The following is a 16,997-nucleotide window of genomic DNA, read 5'->3' as shown; positions in this document are numbered from 1 at the left end:
CGAGGCCGAGTATGTCGGCGTATGCTGGCACCCCCCGAGGACTGGATCACGCCGTGTCGTACGCCCCGCAGAACGCCGCGAAACCATCGCCGGGCCGCGCATCGAAGTCGCCCTCTCGCCGTGCCGGCGGCACCACCGCGCCGGGTACGAGAAAGCGCCGACGCCGGGACCCGCTGTGGGCGCGGCTGCTGGTCGTCATCGGCGCGACGCTGATGATGATCAGTGGGGTGACCGTGGTGGGCGTCAAGGGTCTGGTCGGTGCGGCGACGAGCAACGTCACGCAGCAGAACCTGATCGGCGCGGCCAACACGGAACGCCAGCATGTCAGCATCAAGGGAGCGAAGACCATCCTGCTGGTCGGTCTCGACGGCCAGGGCGGCATGATGCGGTCCGACTCGAACATTCTCCTGCACATCCCCGCCAGTCACGATCGCGCATACCTGGTCTCGCTGCCGCGTGACAGTTACGTCCGCATCCCCGCGTACGACAACGGGAAGGTGCCGTACGGCGGCGGTCAGAACAAGCTCAACTCGGCGTTCGCGTACGGCAGCCGGGGCCTGACCGGCGACAAGGCCCTCGCGCACGGCTTCGAACTGCTCAGCCTGACCATCAAGGACCTGACCGGAATCACCCCGGACGCCGGCGCGATCATCGACTTCCACGGCTTCAAGCAGGTCGTGCAGGTGCTGGGCAAGGTCTGCATGTACGTGGACGAGGACACCACCTCCATTCACATCGGCCACACCGCCGACGGCAAGAGAGCAGCACCTTACAAGATCAACCCGGACGGGACGCTGCACCACAAGATTCCCGGGGTGACGGCGAACTTCTACGCCAAGGGCAACCACTGTTTCACCCCGTCGCAGGCGCTGGACTTCGTCCGCCAACGCGACCTGCTGGCGAACAACGACTTCGACTACGGCCGCCAACGCCACCAGCAGCAGCTCATCAAGGCAGTTCTCAAGCAGGTCGTGAACGACGGGCTCAGTTCGCCGATGAAGCTACCCGGCCTGCTGTCCGCCGTCGGAAAGACCATGACCGTCGACGGTGGCGGCATCTCCCTGGAGGACTGGGCCTTCGCGATGCGGGGCATCAACCCGGACGACATGATCACCATCAAGACCAACAACGGCAAGTTCAACAGCCAGTCGGTGCCGGGCGTGGGCAGCGCCGAGATCCTCAGCGAGACCAGCATGCAACTGCTGCAGGCCGTCAAGGACGACACCGTGGACAACTTCGTCCTCGCCCACCCCGACTGGGTCGCCACCAGCTGACCCCGGCCCATGGCCAGCATCGGGACGGGTGGGCCAGCCATCTTGGACGCAACGGAGCTGGCCTCCGACCCGGATCTCCAGGCCCGGTTTGCGGAGTCGGCCCATCAGATCCTGGCGGACCTGGTCCGCAGGGGCGCCGCGCTCGGCTGGGTCGCACCGCCGTCCCGCCTTGACGTGACGGAACTCCTCGGCCACGTCCTCCGCGCGGTGCAGGCGGGCGACGGGTCCCTGCGTGCCGCCTACCTCGACCGTCGGCTGGTCGGGCTGGGGTACTGGCTGCGCTATGCCCGGCCCACCCATCGGCCGCACGCCGATCTGGAGAAGATCGCGGTGGCTGCTGCCGCCCAGGGCAGCGGCGTCGGCCGGGCGTTGACCGCTGCCTTGATCGCCGACGCCAGGCGGGCGGGTATCGAGATCCTTACCCTGGACGCCCGTGGCGACAACAGCGCCGCCCTGGGCCTCTACCGGTCGCTGGGTTTCACCGAATACGGCCGCCTGCCCGATTTCGTCGCGGTCGGCGAGCGCCGCCACGACAAGGTCTTCTACATGCTGGACCTGCGCCGACGAGTCTGACGCCTGCGTGCTCAGCGGCACCCGCGCCACCCTCATTCAAGATTGCTGACCGTTTCACGTAACGCATCGACCGGTTGAAGCGTCTGTATAAGAGGGGGTCCACGGCGGACCGCCCGAGGAACGGGGAGGCACATGCGATCCAGCAGAAGCACAAGAGCCGTACTGGCCGGGGGAATCGTCGTCACGCTGCTGACGGGCGCGCCCGGCACCGCGGCCGCCAGGCCGGCGGCCGCACCGAAGGCCGTCAAGCCGGTGGCCGCCACCGGCGGGTCCAAGACGGTAACGCTGATCACCGGTGACCGGGTGACCGTCGCCGGCGACGGCCGCCTCGGCATCGTGCCGCGTAAGGGCGTCACGTTCCACAGCTACCGGACCGGCAAGCACCAGTACGTCATCCCGTCCGACGCGGTGCCGCTGCTGCGGGCGGACCGGCTCGACCAGCGGCTGTTCGACCTGACCGAGTTGGTCGCGGCGCAGGCCGCGCGTCCGTCGTCGATGCCGTTGATCGTGTCCGGTGCCACCGCCGTGCCGGGCCTGACCGTGCAGCGGCGGCTTCCTGCGGTGCGGGGCTTCGCCGCCGAGACGCCCGTCGAGTCACTCGCCTCCCGCTGGCGGGCGACCCGCACCGGCGTGACCGCGGGCAAGATCTGGCTCGACGCCGTGCGTGAGCCGGCGTTGGACCAGAGCGTCCCGCTGATTGGCGCGCCCACTGCCTGGTCGGCTGGTTTCGACGGCACCGGTGTGCGGGTAGCGGTGCTCGACACGGGCATCGACGCCACGCACCCTGATCTGGCCGGGAAGGTCTCGGCGCGGCAGAACTTCACCGAGGGCATGGAGGACGACCGGGATCAGGTCGGCCACGGCACCCACGTCGCGTCGACGATCGCGGGCAGCGGCGCCGGTTCCGGCGGGAAGTACAAGGGCGTCGCGCCCGGCGCGTCCCTGCTCGACGGCAAGGTCTGCGTCCAGTTCGGCTGCATGGAGTCGTGGATCGTGGCCGGCATGCAGTGGGCCGCCGAGTCCGGGGCGAGTGTGGTCAACCTGAGCCTCGGCGGGCCGAACGGCCCCGAGGTCGACCCGCTGGAACAGGCCGTCAACGACCTGACCGCCCAGCACGGCACGCTGTTCGTCATCGCGGCGGGCAACGACGGTGAGGACGAGACCGTCGGCTCACCGGCGACCGCCGAGGCGGCGCTGGCCGTGGCGGCGTTCACCAAGTCCGACGAGCTCGCCGACTTCTCCAGCCGGGGCCCCAGCGCCGACGGCTGGGCGGTGAAGCCCGAGATCGCCGCGCCCGGCGTCGACATCGTCGCGGCGCGCGGCAAGGACGGTTTCCTCGGCGAGCCGGGTCAGCTCTACATGCCGTTGAGCGGCACCTCGATGGCGACCCCGCACGTGGCGGGCTCGGCCGCGCTGTTGAGTCAGGCGCACCCGGGGTGGAGCGCGGCGCAGCTCAAGGCGTCGCTGATGGCCTCGGCCAAGCCGTCGACCGGTATCGGGGTGTTCGCGCAGGGCGCGGGCCGGGTGGACGTGGCCCGGGCGATCACCCAGCAGGTCACGACCTCGCCGACGTCGGTGACGTTCGGGTTGCAGGAGTGGCCGCACGACAACGACGAGCTCCGTAGCAGCACCGTCACCTACCACAACAGCGCCAGCGCCGCGGTGACCCTGAGCCTCGGGCTGACCACCGACGCGCCGGCCGGGATCTTCTCACTCAGCGCCGACACGGTGACCGTGCCGGCCGGTGGGCAGGCCTCGGTCACGCTGAGCGCCGACACCCGTCAGGGCGGCAACGTGACCGGCGGCCTCGGCGGCCAGCTCACCGCGACCGCGGCGGGCGTCTCCGTGCAGACACCCTTCGGCGTGGTACGCGAAGAGCTCAAATACCCGGTGAAGGTCACCGCGACCGAACGCGACGGCGACCCGGCCGAGGACGCGTTCACGGTGATCGTAAGCAAGGATCGGTACCGGAACTACATGGCCTTCGGCGCGAGCAACGACCTGCGCCTGCCGCCGGGCGAATACTTCGCGTTCAGCTGGGTCCACCAGGAGGACGGGGACAACTACAGCACGTCGCAGCTGGTGTATCCGAAGCTGACCATCAACGGGCCGAAGACGGTCTCGATGGACGCCCGCGGCGCGAAGGGCTTCGACGTCACCGTGCCCGACCCGACCGCGATGCCACTGCTGGCGGGGTTCGACGCCGTCTACCACGAGGCGGGCTTCGGCTACGACGTCGCGCTCCTGGGCGACGACTTCGGCTCGATCTTCGCCAAGCTGATCGGGCCCAAGCCGGCAAAGGGTCTGAGCTCGTTGCTCACCGGCACGCTGGTCAAGGCCGACGAGCAGGGCGACCTGGCAGGCACCCCGTACGTCTACAACGTCGGCTGGCACAGCAAGAACGACCTACTCGGCGGGCTGGTCAAACACCTGAAGCCGAGGGACTTCGCCACGGTGCGGGCCTCGCACGCGGCGGTGGTGCCGGGCACCAACGGCATGAAGATGTCTTTCCTCTCACCACCGGAGGGCGGTGGCTGGGCGGTCGGCTGGGATACGCCGCTCCCGTTCACCCGCACCGAGTTCTACGCGGGTGACGCGCCATGGCAGAACGAGTTCATGGTGGAACTGCCGGCCGAGGGCGACGACTGGCCGGAGACGCTGACCGACCACGGCTCGCTCGCCACCTACAAGGCCGGGCGCACCTACCAGGAGCAGTGGAACAAGGGTGTGTTCGGGCCGAGCGTGGCACCGTTCTTCCCCGGCGACGTGCCGGCGCTACGTGAGGACGACGTCATGTACGTCGCTCCCGCGCTGCTCGGCGACGGTCAGGGACGGGCCGGCTTCGGGCAGATCACCTCCGGGCACGGGGCGCTCTACCGCAACGGCAAACTGATCGCCGAGTCCAACCAGTATCCGACCGCGTACGCCGAGGACGTGGCCCCGGGCGCGGCGACGTTCCGCTTCGACGGCAGCCTGGAACGCGACGCACGCCTGACCACCAAGCTGTCGGTGAGCTGGACGTTCCGCTCGGCGCACGCCAAGAAGCCCCAGTCGCTGCCGCTGACCGCGGTCAGCTTCGCGCCTCCGCTGGACGACCACAACGTCGGCAAGGCCGGCAGCACGGCCGTCTACCCGGTGACGATCACCCAGACCGAGGGCTCGGGACCGGTGGCCAAGCTGACCGTGCAGGTGTCGTACGACGACGGCAAGACCTGGAAGAACGCGTCGGTACGCAAGCACGCCGGGTTGTGGGAGCTGGAGGTGGCCCACCCGAAGGCGGCCGGCTTTGTGTCGCTCAAGGCCTCGGGCGCGGACGCGAAGGGCAACACCTTCGACCAGACCGTGATCCGGGCGTACGAGCTGCGCTGATCACCGCATAAGGGGCCCCGGCGACCACTTGGCCGCCGGGGCTCCTTCTTCGGCACCGTCAGTCCAGACCGCGCTTGCCCGGCGCTCAGAACGCGCTCCGCGGTCGGTCAGTCTCGGCCGACGGCGCGGCCGATCGCCGCCTCCACCCCGCCGATCCGATCGGCGAGCAGGCCGAGCGCGCCCACCGCCCGCTCCACCGGGTCGTCCGAGGCACCACCGAGGGCTCGGGCCCGTTGGAATCCCGCCTTCACCTCGGCCCAGCGCCGCGCCTGCTCCGGCGTCAGCCGGCCACGCAGCTCGGCGAGCTTGAGCAGGTTGGCCTCCGCGCCGGCGGCCAGGGTCTGCGCCTCGGCCAGGTAGTGGTCGTCGATGACCGCCTCCAGTTCCTCGTCGGTGAGCACCGGAACGATCCGCTCGGCCAGCTTGTTCATGTTCCGGTACGAGCCTTGGAGCCGGTACGGCGGCTCGGTGCGGGAGTCGTCCGACCGGGCCGCCGAGGCGATGTACGCCTGGTTGTTGGCCAGCACGACCTGCTGCACCCGCAGCAGCTTGCGCAGCACCGCGACGATCTGCTCCAGTTCCACCGTCGGGTAGGGGTGGGCGAGCTGATCCGCCCGGACCGTGTCGTCGCCCCGCGCCATCCGGACCAGCAGCTCGACGTCGCCCCGGTCCCGACCGGCGAGCGGCGCCAGCACCGGGTTGGAGGTGAGCGCGTTCTCGATGTAGCTGAGCGCGAACACCTCTTCGCGGCCGGAGAGCACGTCGCCGAGGTTCCACACGTCGGCCCGGTTGGCGAGCATGTCGGGCACCCGGAACCGCTGCCCCGACTCGGTGTACGGGTTGCCGGCCAGGCACACCGCGAACCGCTTGCCGCGCAGGTCGTACGTGCGCGGCCGGCCCGCCCAGACCCCCTCCATCCGGCGCTGCCCGTCGCAGAGCGGGATGAACTTCTGCAGCAGCTCCGGGGAGGTGTGCTGGATGTCGTCGAGGTGGAGCAGGACGTTGTTGCCCAGCTCCAGCGCGAAGGAGATCTTCTCCACCTCCCGCCGGGCGGTCGCGTCGGGCGCCTCGGCCGGGTCGAGCGAGGTGACCGCCGAGCCGAGGGCCGGCCCGTCGACCTTGACGAAGACCATGCCGAGCCGGCTGGCCACGTACTCCATCAGGGTGGTCTTGCCGTAGCCGGGCGGGGAGATCAGCAGCAGCAGGCCGGACTGGTCCACCCGCTTGGCGTCACCCGTCGCGCCGAGCTGCCGGGCCAGGTTGTCGCCGATCAGCGGCAGGTAGACCTCGTCGAGCAGGCGGTTGCGGACGAAGGCACTCATCACGTTCGGCCGGTACTCCGCCAGCCGCAGCCGGTCCCGCTCCGCGGCCACCAGCGCGTTGCGCCGGCGCTGGTAGTCCCGGTAGGCCGGCACCAGTTCGGTGCGGAACCGCCGGGTGCGGGCGAGGGTCTCATCCAGCCGCAGCGTGATCGTCGACCGGTCGACGCGCGGGTGCGCGCCGAGCAGCCCGCCGACCGTGTCCGACATGGTCGCCGTTGCCTCCTGCCGTGGCAGCTGCGTGTCGCACAGCTCGACGGCGACCGCCTCCGGCAGGTCGTATCCGGACAGGGAGCCGTCGTCGGTGGCGAGGAACGCGGTCAGCCACGCCTCGACGAGCTGGTGCCGGCTGGCCAGGTCGCCGTCGAGCGCCCGCAGGTCGTCGTCGAACTCGCGTGCCGCGGGTGACCGCGGGCCGCCGAGGGCGCGCCGGAACCGGTCGAGCAGGGCGCGCGCCCCGGCGGCGGTGGCGAAGCCGACGGGCTGTCGGGACAGTTCCTCGAAGAGGTACTCGCCGGCCAGGTCGGCCTCCCCGGCCGGCTCGGTCAACCCGGTGTCGCGCAGGAACCGGCCGATTTCGGCGGCCAGCTCGGCGTGCAGCCGGTCGGTCGCGTCACCGGCCGGCTGCGGTCCGGCCCCGGCGGCCTCACCGGCTTCGGTGGCGGTCGGCGACGGCGGGCGGGCCGGGCGGCCGAACCGTTGCCGCGAGCGGGCCAGCGAGGCGGCTCGGGCCGTCCAGGAACGCCGGGCGGGCTCGTCGGTGCCGAACCGCCAGAACAGCTGCGCCGCGGCCCGGGTGGCGGGCGGGTAGCGCAGCAGTCCGGCGTCGGCGTGCAGGCGTAGCAGCGCCCGCAGGATCTCCGTGGCGTCGTGGTCGTGCACGCCGCCCTCGTAGCCCTCGTCGTAGCGGGCCTCGGCGCGCTGGCGGACCAGCTTCCGCAGGTCGTCCGGCTCGACCGCTGCCGCGTGCAGCCCGTCCAGGGTGAGCCCGTCCCGGCCGGCCTCGGCGTCGGCCAGGATCGAGGTGGCCAGGTATTCCGCGCGGTAGACCTGCGGCGACTCCGAGACCAGCGGCTGGTCCCAGAACCGGCGGGTGTGTTGGAACTCCTCGTCCCGGATCGGGGCGCGGTAGTCGGTGCCGGTCACCGCGACCGCCAACCGCCCGTCCTGCGGGACCACGGTCAGGTCGATCGGTTGGGTGTTGACCGCGAACCGGTGCCGGCCCAGGCGGATCGTCTCGCCGCCGTCGGCGTACAGGTCGATTCGGTCGCGCAGGCCGCGGGCGGCCTCCTGGCGGGTGGCGCGGATCCGCCCGTCCAGCTCCTCGGCCCGGACCTGGTCGCCGAGGGTACGCAGCTCGTCGACGGTCGCGCGTAGCTTGCCCACCATCGGGTCGGCCGCGAAGTACGTGTTGATCTCGTCGAGTGACGCCAACGTGGTGACGCGGCGCCGCACGCTGACCAGGATGCGGTCCGCCGACGAGACCAGCCGGTCGGCGCGGCGGGCCCGCTCGTCGAGCAGCGCCTGCTTGCGTGACGAGAACGCCTCGTAGATCTCGGTCCTTCGGGTGGCCAGCTCGGCGAGGAAGTCGTCGAACTCGCCGAACCGGGATTCCAGGCCCTCCACCCGCAGCAGCAGCCGGCCGAGCTGCTCGTCGCAGCGCTCAGCGGTGTCCGCCGCCGCCAGCGCCCCGGTCACCGCCTGGCCGAGCAGTGCGAACTCGGCGGCGAACCCCGCCCTGCCCTCGGCCTCCCGAAGCTTCCGGCGGCGGTTGTCGAGCGTGGCCCGGGCCCGGTTCACGCCGCCGAGGACCTCGCCGACGCCGGCCAGAATGCCGGTACGGACGGTCGCGTCGGCGATGTCCAGCCCGCCGACCACGTCGGTGATGGTCTGCAGGCCCTCGGCGCGGTCGGTCAGCGCGTCCCGGACCGCCCCGGCCTCGGCCACCGTGCCGATCGCGGCGGCCTGCCCGGCGAGCCGGTCCACCTCGTGCTGGTAGCCGTCCAGCGCGTCGGCCCGACGCAGGAACTCCACCGCCCGGCGGCCGGCGGCGGCCAGCTCCTCGTCGAGCCGCGCGGCCAGCGTGTCGACCCGCTCGTGGTCGACGTACCGCAGCTCCCGCAGGGTCTCCAGGTGCCCGCGCGCCTGGCGCAGCCCGCCCAGCTGCGTCACCCAGTCGTCGGCGGAGAGCGGCGCCTCGCCGCGGGCGCGGCGGGCCAGGGAGGCGATCCGGGCCTCGCTGTCGTCCACCGCGCCGCGCGCCTGTTCGGTCAGCGACCGAACCTTCTCGTACTCGTCGAGGACCGCGACGGCGGTGCGCCGCAGCTCGGCCAGCGGGGCCAGCAGGTCGCCGAGGTCGGTGTCGCCGAGCCAGGGGTGGTGGTCCCCGATCCGGGCGCAGGCGGCGATCAGCGTCTCGTAGACCCCGGACGCCGAAGTGGTGCCGTCGGCCATCCGGGCCACCGAGAGGCAGTCGGAGATCCCCCGGACGAGATCGGCGTTGCCGACCCGTTCGAGCGGTCCGGTTCCGGCCGGCTGGGCGGCGGAGTACGCGTCCGACACGTACGGCGTCTGCCAGATCTGCATCGGGTGGACCCGGGTCGGCTCCGCCGAGGTGGCCCGGAACACCACCAGTGTGCCGTCGTCGAAGAGTGCGAAGCCGTGGCACGGGATCGGTGCCGCCACCTCCTTGCGGATGGCGTTGTACGGCAGCAGCAGCGAGCGCCCCTCGGCCCGGGCGCGGAAGACGTAGAGGACGTCCTCGCCGTTGGGCGAGCGGATGACCCGTTCGAATTCCAGGTTGGAGACGTCGGTGTCGAAGGTGCGGGTGACCCCGGTGGCCAGGTGGTAGCCGCCCGGGAAGATGATGCCGTGGTCCTCGGGCAGCCGCTGGCAGGCCGGCCCGATCCCGTCGAGCCGGACCACCTTGCGGGTCAGCGTGTTGAAGACCAGGTGCCGCCACTCGGTCTCCTTGTACGGCCGAATCCGCAGCAGGATCAGCGGGCCGACCCGTGCCCAGCTGACATCGGCGTCGGCCAGGCTCTGCAACGGCTCGTCCACCGGCTCGCTGTAGATGCCCTCGCCGGTCTCGGTGTTGTTCTCCACCTTGACCGTCAGGGTGCCGCCGATCGTCTCGACGAAGACCTCGTGCTGGATGGAGATGTGCGGGTGCCGGCCCGCGACGTGGTCGTCCCGGGTGGTCTCGATCCACTCGAAGTCGTGCGTCGGTGGGAAGACGTGCTCCCGTTCCCCCTGGTTGTCGAGGTATTCGACGCTGCCGTCGGTGCCGACCCGCCAGCGCAGCACCCGGATGTCGCCGGTCCGCGGGCCGGTCTGGAACACCGCGAGCAGCCGCCCGTCGAGGTGGCGCAGCTGCAACAGACGGGACTGTCGGTAGTAGCGGTACAGCTCGCCGAAGTCGCGCAAGAACCGTGGGTCGCGCAGCAGCCCGGGCAGTTCGTTCGGGCCGGCCGTGTCGAACCGGAACGCGTCCCCGTCGACGCCGGTCTCCCTGGTGAAGGCGTGCAGCGAGAAGACGTCGTCGACCGTCGTCTCCGGCTTGAGACCGATGAAGGCGTTGTAGCCGAAGAGCATCAGTCCGCCGACCGAGGCGATGTCCCGTGGCACGCAGTTGTGCCTGGTCCGGATCCGCTCGGTGCTGAGCAGGCGCAGCTCGGCGCTGCCGAAGACCGCCAGCCGGCGGGTGTTCAGCGTCTCCGCCCGCCGGGTCAGCTCGGCGGCCTGCCCGACCAGCCGGTTACGCAGCACCTCGTAGCTGCCGGCGTCGAGCCCCACGTCGGCGGCGGTGCCGCCGGTCACCGGCTCACTCACCGGCGCGCTGCCGCGCGCCGGCCAGGGCGGCCACGGGGGTGTCCGCCACACCGAGGCGCTGCGCGGCCGTCAACAGTTCCTGGAGCTTGCCCTGGTCGACGCCGCCGGCACGCATCTGCTGCAGCAGGAACGCGGAGAGGGTGAGGTTCTGCACGTCGCCGGTGTGCAGCGAGCTGAGCATCCGGGTCAGGTCGTCGGTGAAGCTGGCGGTGCCGTCCCGCCACCCTCGGGTGAGGTCCCGGGCCACCTCGGAGTGGTTGACGAAGCCGTCCACGCTCTTGCCGAACGAGATCGAGCTGAGCAGGCGGTCGAAGAAGACGCTGTCCCCGCCGACGATGTCGATGTTCGCCTGCTCCAGGCCGGTCGAGACCACCTTCGCCTGCGCCTCGGCGACCTGCCGCTGGGCGTCCAGCCCAGCGAGGCGTACCTCCTTCTCCAGCTCGAGCCGGAGGCGGTACTCCTCGTGCTCGCGGGTGGCGTCGTCCAGCGCGGCCATCGCGGCGGCCTTGTCGGTGAGGCCCTCGGCCTCGCCCTTCAGCTTCTCGCGTACCGCCTCGGCAGCGACCAGCGCCTTCTCCCGCTCGACGGCGGCCTCGGCACGGCCGACCTTCTCGACCGCCTCGGCGCTGCGCTCGCGGACCTGCACATCGGCCAGCCCGGCGGCCGCGGCCTCGGCCTGCAGCCCCTCGGCCAGCCGGATCTTCGCCCGGGCGTCCAGTTCGGCGGCCTGCTGCCGCGCCTCGGCCAGCACCAGTTCCTCCCGGGCCTTGAACTTGGCCGCCGCCTCGCCGGCCTCTGCGGCCTTGATGTCCTTGACGAGGTTCTCCTGGGCCTCGGCCTCGGCCTGGATCACCACCGCCTGGCGGGTACGCTCGGCCTCCTCAACCACCCGCAGGCGCTTGATGTTCTCCTCCTGCTCGGCGACGGTCTTCTCCACCGCGATCCGCTCCCGGACCACCTCGGCGATCGCCCGCTTCTCCGCCTCGACCTCCTTGTCCTTGGCGATCGTGCTCAGCTCGGTCTCCCGCTGCCGGCCGATCACCTCCAGCATGCGGTCCTTCTCGATCCGCTCGGTCTCGATCGCGATGACCCGCTCACGGTTCTTCTCGGCGACCGCGATCTCCCGGGCCCGGTTCTCGTGCTGGACGCCCAACTGCTCGTCGGTACGAATGTTCGCCGCCTCGGCGCGCAGCCGCTCCTCCGCCCGTACCCGGGTGATCTCCGCTTCCTCGCGGGCCCGCACCGTCTCGATCTCCCGGCGCTGCTTGGCCTCGGCGTCCGCCTGGCGCCGCTCCAGCTCCAGGATCGCCTCCCGGGCCTCGACGTTCTGCCGGGTGATCTCCTTCTCCTCGCCGCGCTGGAACTCGTTGGTCCGGACGTGTTCGATGGCGGTCAGCTCGGTGATCTTGCGGATGCCCTGGGCGTCAAGGATGTTCGCCGCGTCCAACTGGGACATCGGCGTCTGCTCCAGGAAGTCGATCGCCGCGTCCTCCAGGCTGTAGCCGTTGAGGTCGGTGCCGATCACCCGGATGATCTGGTCCCGGAACTCGTCGCGCTTGGTGTAGAGGTCGACGAAGTCGAGCTGCTTGCCGACCGTCTTCAGCGCCTCGGAGAACTTGGCGTTGAACAACTCCTGCAGGGTCGCCCGGTCGCTGGCCCGGCTGGTGCCGATCGCCTGGGCCACCTTGATCACGTCCTCGACCGTCTTGTTGACCCGCACGAAGAAGGTGATCCGGATGTCGGCCCGGATGTTGTCCCGACAGATCAGCCCTTCGTTGCCGGTCCGGGCGATCTCGATGGTCTTGACGGAGATGTCCATGACCTCGGCCTTGTGCAGCACGGGCAGCACGACCGCGCCGGTGAACGTGACGTCGACCCGGCGGACCTTCGACACGATCAGTGCCTTGCCCTGTTCGACCTTCCGAAACAGGCGGCCGATCAGGAGAAACATGCCCAGGACAACGAGGAGGAGAACGGCGAGCAGTACGCCGATCCCGGTGGCGATGACATCCATGATTGAGCGCGCGGGGCTGACCTGAAGGTAGGGGCGGACCGCGCATCCTCCTTTCAATGGGGGGCAGGGCGGAACGAGCCGGATGACCCGGGGTGACCCGCAGCGGACGGTCGCCGACGACGGTTACGTCGGTGCGGACCGGGAAGGGTCGGAATCGAAGGCGAACTCGGCGGGCGTCACCCAGAAGAACTCGCCCTCGACGTCGTAGTCGTAGATGAGCGCGGAACTGCCGGCGTGCAGCGGCTCGGCGCCGGGCTGACGCACCTGCACGATCGCGGTGGAGCCGTCGGCTGCGGCAACCTCCGCCTGACCGAAGTCGACGGTCACCCGGCCGGTGCGGATGGTGCAGAGGCTGCCGACGAAGGCCTGCCGGCTGGCCTCCGTACCCGCCGGGAAGAGGTGACCCAGCGGGACAGCGACCAGGCGGGTCACCAACCAGGCGGCCAACGCGGCCACCAGCAGCACCCCGACCGACGCCCCGATCCGGGCCGCCGCGCCGAGGCCGAGCCGGTCGAGCAGCGCGGTGCCCGCGAGGCTGACGAACCAGGCCACCGCGACGAGGAGCGAGAACACGACGGCGCTGGGCAGGCCGCCGAACCCGAGTCCGGCGAGCATGCCGCCGGTCACCCCGTCGACGTCGAGGTCGTCCCCGAGGTCCAGCACGCCGGTCAGCACCAGGAGCCAGTAACCGACCACGACCAGCAGCAGAAAGCTGAAGAGCACGGTGGGAAAGGTGAGTGCCGCACCAAAGAAGTCGGCCACCGCGCCCCCTCTCCGTACCCAGCGAACCGTGAGCCCACCGGCATGATGATCGTGACACGAGGTGTCAATGGCCTCAACAACGGGCGCGCCGGGCCCGACGCCGGACGACCGCGTGGCCGACTCCCTAGAGATATTAGTAAAGTTTCCTAATAATGAACTGATGAACAGTCTTCGATATCTTCTCGCGACGTCGGTGACGGCTCTGGCCGTCGCGGCGGGCGTGGTCGTCGACGCCACCCCCGCCGCCGCAGCCAACCTGCTGGGCAACCCGGGCTTCGAATCGGGCGTGCTCGCACCATGGACCTGCAGCCTCGGCTCGGTCGTCACCACACCCGTGCACAGTGGCACGAAAGCGCTGCAGGGCGCGGCGTCGGCCTCCGACACCGCCCAATGCACGCAGACCGTCGCCGTGCTGCCCAACACGGCGTACAGCCTCACCGGGTGGGTCCGCGGCAACTACGTGTACCTCGGCATCACCGGCGGGGCGTCGACGTGGACGCCGAGCGCGGCGAACTACACGCAGCTGACCGTGAACTTCACGACGGCGGCCAACCAGACCAGCGTCGAGGTCTACACCCACGGCTGGTACGGCCAGGGCACGTACTTCGCCGACGACATCTCGCTCGACGGCCCGGGCGGCGCCTCGCCACCGGGCGTACCCGGCACCCCGACCGCAGGCTCGATCACGAACACGTCGGTAGCGCTGACCTGGGGCGCGTCGAGCGGGACCGTGACCGGCTACCGGGTCTACGAAGGCACCACCGTCCGGGCCGACACGACCGCGACGAGCGCCACGATCACCGGCCTGGCCACCTGCTCGACCCACACGTACACCGTGGCGGCATACAACGCCAACGGTGAGTCGGCGAAGTCCGGCACGGTCACCATCACCACGACCGGCTGCACGACGGCACCCCCGACCCCGTCAGGCCTGACCGTCACAGGCACCACGAACACGTCGATCTCGTTGCAGTGGAACGCCTCCAGCGGCGCGACCGGGTACCGCGTCTACGAAGGCACGGCCCAGGTCGCCACCGGAACCGGCACCACCGCGACGCTCAGCGGGCTCGCCACCTGCTCGACCCACTCGTACACCGTCGCGGCGTACAACGGAAATGGTGAATCGGCCAAGAGCGGCGCGGTGAGCGGGACCACGACGGGATGCGGCAACACCGGACTACCCAAGCACGCGCTGATCGGCTACCTGCACGCGAGCTTCGCGAACGGCAGCGGCTACCTGCGGATGGCCGACGTGCCGGCGGCGTGGGACATCATCAACCTGTCCTTCGGCGAGCCGACGTCGGTGACCTCCGGCGACATCCGGTTCAACCGGTGCCCGGCGGCCGAGTGCCCGAACGTGGAAAGCGACGCCGACTTCATCGCGGCCATCCGCGCCAAGCAGGCGCAGGGCAAGAAGATCCTGCTGTCGATCGGCGGCCAGAACGGCCAGGTGCAGCTGAACACCACAGCCGCGCGGGACACGTTCGTCAGCTCGGTGAGCGCCATCATCGACCGCTACGGCCTCAACGGACTGGACGTGGACTTCGAGGGCCACTCGCTGATCCTCAACGCGGGCGACAACAACGTCGCCAGCCCGACCACGCCGGTCATCGTCAACCTCATCTCCGCCCTGAAGACCCTGAAAGCCCGCTACGGCAGCGGATTCGTGCTGACGATGGCGCCCGAGACGTTCTTCGTCCAGCTCGGATACCAGTTCTACGGCGGCAACTGCGGTGGCTGCGACCGGCGGGCCGGGGCCTACCTGCCTGTCATCTACGCCCTGCGCAACGACATCACGGTCCTGCACGTCCAGGACTACAACTCCGGGCCCATCATGGGCCTGGACAACCAGTACCACACCATGGGCGGCGCGGACTTCCACATCGCCATGACCGACATGCTCGCCGCCGGTTTCCCGGTCGCGGGCACCGGCTTCACGTTCCCCGCCCTTCGCCAGGACCAGATCGCGTTCGGCACCCCCGCCGCGGTCAGCGCCGGCAACGGCTTCACCTCGCCCGCGGCGGTCCAGGCCGCCCTCAACTGCCTGGTCCGCGGCACATCCTGCGGGGGGTACGCCCTACGCGGCGGCACGTCGCCGAACCTGCGCGGCCTCATGACCTGGTCCATCAACTGGGACCGATACTACGGCTGGGAGTTCATGAACAGCCATAAGCCGTTCCTGAACGCCCTCCCCTAATCCTCTCGACGTACGTTGATCATGAACCTGAGGTCCTGTTCTGATCCGGATTGCGACCCTAGGTTCATGATCAACCGAGGGAAGGTGGGCTTGTCTCTGGTGGATGCCCCCTGGCCCAGATCGGCCACCGGCAAGGACACCGCGCCCGCCCGCCAACTGGGCAAGCAGGTCCACCGTCGGGTCACCCTGACCCATCGCGGGGTCCGCCGAAGCCGTCCAGATCCTCGCGGACGACGCCCCGCTTCCGCGTCCCGACGGGCCGATGACAGGATGCGACCACTGGGATAGCCTGCCGTTGGCACCGCGCCGATCGAGTCCAGCTCTCGGCCTACGTCGGGCGCCACAATCCATTTCGCCGCCGTACGTCGAATCCGCGTCTGGCGGGCGCTTCCTGCCTGTCCTGTTAACGGAGAAAGTCATGCCTGGGTACATCCTTACCGGCACCCCGGGGGCCGGCAAGACAGCCATCCTGCGTCAACTTGAGATCGACGGCTATCCGGTCGTCGAGGAAGCCGCGACGGACATCATCGCGCTCCAACAGGCCCTCGGTCGGCCGGAGCCGTGGCGGGAGCCGGGCTTCGCCGGCCAAGTATTGGATCTCCAGCGGAAGCGACAGCACACGGCCGAGGCGAACACCCGGGACGTTATCTTTTACGACCGCTCACCGATCTGCACACTGGCGTTGTGCCGCTACCTCGACCTGGCGGCACCGCATCAGCTGCTCGAAGAGACCGAACGCGTGGTGGCAGAGCGCCGGTACGAGCAGACGGCCTTCCTCGTACGGCACCAGGGTTTCATCCAGCCCACCACCGCGCGTCGGATCAGCTTCGAGGACTCGCTCGCCTTCGAGAAAATCCACGAACAGACCTACCGCGAGGCCGGGTTCAATCTCTTCGACATTCCGGCAGCTCCGCTCCCGGTCCGCGCGGCAGCGATTCGGCAGGCCGTCGATCGGCTGCGGAGCGGCTGGAGGTACACCATGCGAACCACACCGCCACGATCGCCGGGGATCCACTCCCGCTGAGTTCGACCGGGGTCGCGGCCAGGTGGTGCTCGATGGCGCTCCTCGAAGGCGTACCGCTCGACGCGCCCGGCCGATCTCTCGCTCGTCGCGCATCCTGGAGAGACCGCCAGGAGGATGATCCGCTTGTCGGACGCGATACAGTAGGTATGCCTCAACCCCTCGATCAGCGCCGGACAGTTGACCGAAGGCAGAGTTGAACGGTTGAGGCTGGGCTGTTTCGGGAGCCCGCTCAATACGAGCGGGCTCCCCGGAGCCTGGCCCGACTCGAACGGTGCTGCCGCCCCTGGGCTCAGTGACGCGCGGTACCGGCGCCGCGCGTTGGGCAGGCCGACCTCCAAGCATAGTTCGCCCGGGCCCATCCCGCGTGTCCGCACATGCCGCGATCCACGCAAGAAGCATTGCGGCAGATCCGGTCCCTCATGCTCGGCCCGCAGCCGTCAACGGTCGCGCTGCGGGTAGCCCGGGATGCCTGCAACCCAGTGCATAAAAGCCCGAACTCGGTCGGCCGGTGCTGCGGGAGACGACCAGCGCGCTCCACACCCGGACTTGACCGCGGAGCAGGCCCGCGCTCACGAGGACCTGCCGTTCGTGTGGTGGGTCGCCGACCGTGTCATGGAACGGGATCGACGCGCGT

General features: G+C 70.1%; 8 protein-coding genes. 5 read left to right on the top strand and 3 right to left on the bottom strand.

Going from position 1 to position 16,997, the window contains the following annotated elements:
* Positions 1 to 11 precede the first annotated feature (11 nt).
* The 3 genes from AB0C02_RS20550 (at position 12) to AB0C02_RS20540 (ending at position 5,216) form a co-directional block, all read left to right on the top strand.
* The gene (locus AB0C02_RS20550) at positions 12 to 1,274 is read left to right on the top strand and encodes an LCP family protein (RefSeq protein WP_357550091.1); all 1,263 of its coding nucleotides are present in this window, start codon (positions 12 to 14) and stop codon (positions 1,272 to 1,274) included.
* Positions 1,275 to 1,316: 42 nt separating this feature from the next.
* Positions 1,317 to 1,847 (top strand): N-acetyltransferase, encoded by a 531-nt coding sequence (locus AB0C02_RS20545; RefSeq protein WP_357550089.1) that lies wholly within the window; start codon positions 1,317 to 1,319, stop codon positions 1,845 to 1,847.
* Positions 1,848 to 1,979: 132 nt separating this feature from the next.
* The gene (locus AB0C02_RS20540; RefSeq protein ID WP_357550087.1) at positions 1,980 to 5,216 is read left to right on the top strand and encodes a S8 family serine peptidase; all 3,237 of its coding nucleotides are present in this window, start codon (positions 1,980 to 1,982) and stop codon (positions 5,214 to 5,216) included.
* Positions 5,217 to 5,323: 107 nt separating this feature from the next.
* Here AB0C02_RS20540 and AB0C02_RS20535 read toward each other — a convergent pair whose 3' ends face one another.
* The 3 genes from AB0C02_RS20535 to AB0C02_RS20525 all read right to left on the bottom strand — a co-directional run bounded on the left by AB0C02_RS20535 (position 5,324) and on the right by AB0C02_RS20525 (position 13,142).
* Complete coding sequence (locus AB0C02_RS20535; RefSeq protein ID WP_357550085.1) at positions 5,324 to 10,366, bottom strand: DNA repair ATPase; 5,043 nt, start codon at positions 10,364 to 10,366, stop codon at positions 5,324 to 5,326.
* Entirely contained in the window at positions 10,359 to 12,380 is a 2,022-nt protein-coding gene (locus AB0C02_RS20530; protein WP_357550084.1) for a flotillin family protein, read from the bottom strand. Before AB0C02_RS20530 ends, AB0C02_RS20535 begins: the two co-directional genes overlap by 8 nt.
* A gap of 123 nt (positions 12,381 to 12,503) precedes the next feature.
* Complete coding sequence (locus tag AB0C02_RS20525; RefSeq protein ID WP_357550082.1) at positions 12,504 to 13,142, bottom strand: hypothetical protein; 639 nt, start codon at positions 13,140 to 13,142, stop codon at positions 12,504 to 12,506.
* Positions 13,143 to 13,302: 160 nt separating this feature from the next.
* Between AB0C02_RS20525 and AB0C02_RS20520 the strand changes: the two genes are divergently transcribed.
* Both AB0C02_RS20520 and AB0C02_RS20515 read left to right on the top strand, forming a co-directional pair.
* A complete protein-coding gene (locus AB0C02_RS20520; RefSeq protein WP_357550080.1) occupies positions 13,303 to 15,339 on the top strand; it encodes a glycosyl hydrolase family 18 protein in 2,037 nt (678 codons plus the stop codon).
* Positions 15,340 to 15,757: 418 nt separating this feature from the next.
* Positions 15,758 to 16,363: an AAA family ATPase gene (locus AB0C02_RS20515; protein WP_357550078.1), complete on the top strand. Its 606-nt coding sequence runs from the start codon at positions 15,758 to 15,760 to the stop codon at positions 16,361 to 16,363.
* Positions 16,364 to 16,997 lie beyond the last annotated feature (634 nt).

This window comes from Micromonospora sp. NPDC048999 (assembly GCF_040649295.1).
Taxonomy (GTDB): Bacteria; Actinomycetota; Actinomycetes; order Mycobacteriales; family Micromonosporaceae; genus Micromonospora.
The sequence above is the reverse complement of the archived record's forward strand: the minus strand, read 5'-3'. Positions and strand labels throughout refer to the sequence as shown.

Coding starts and splice junctions, on each gene's coding strand:
- AB0C02_RS20550 (WP_357550091.1), top strand. CDS start 12: ATGTCGGCGTATGCTGGCACCCCCCGAGGACTGGATCACGCCGTGTCG.
- AB0C02_RS20540 (WP_357550087.1), top strand. CDS start 1,980: ATGCGATCCAGCAGAAGCACAAGAGCCGTACTGGCCGGGGGAATCGTC.
- AB0C02_RS20530 (WP_357550084.1), bottom strand. CDS start 12,380: ATGGATGTCATCGCCACCGGGATCGGCGTACTGCTCGCCGTTCTCCTC.
- AB0C02_RS20520 (WP_357550080.1), top strand. CDS start 13,303: ATGAACAGTCTTCGATATCTTCTCGCGACGTCGGTGACGGCTCTGGCC.
- AB0C02_RS20515 (WP_357550078.1), top strand. CDS start 15,758: ATGCCTGGGTACATCCTTACCGGCACCCCGGGGGCCGGCAAGACAGCC.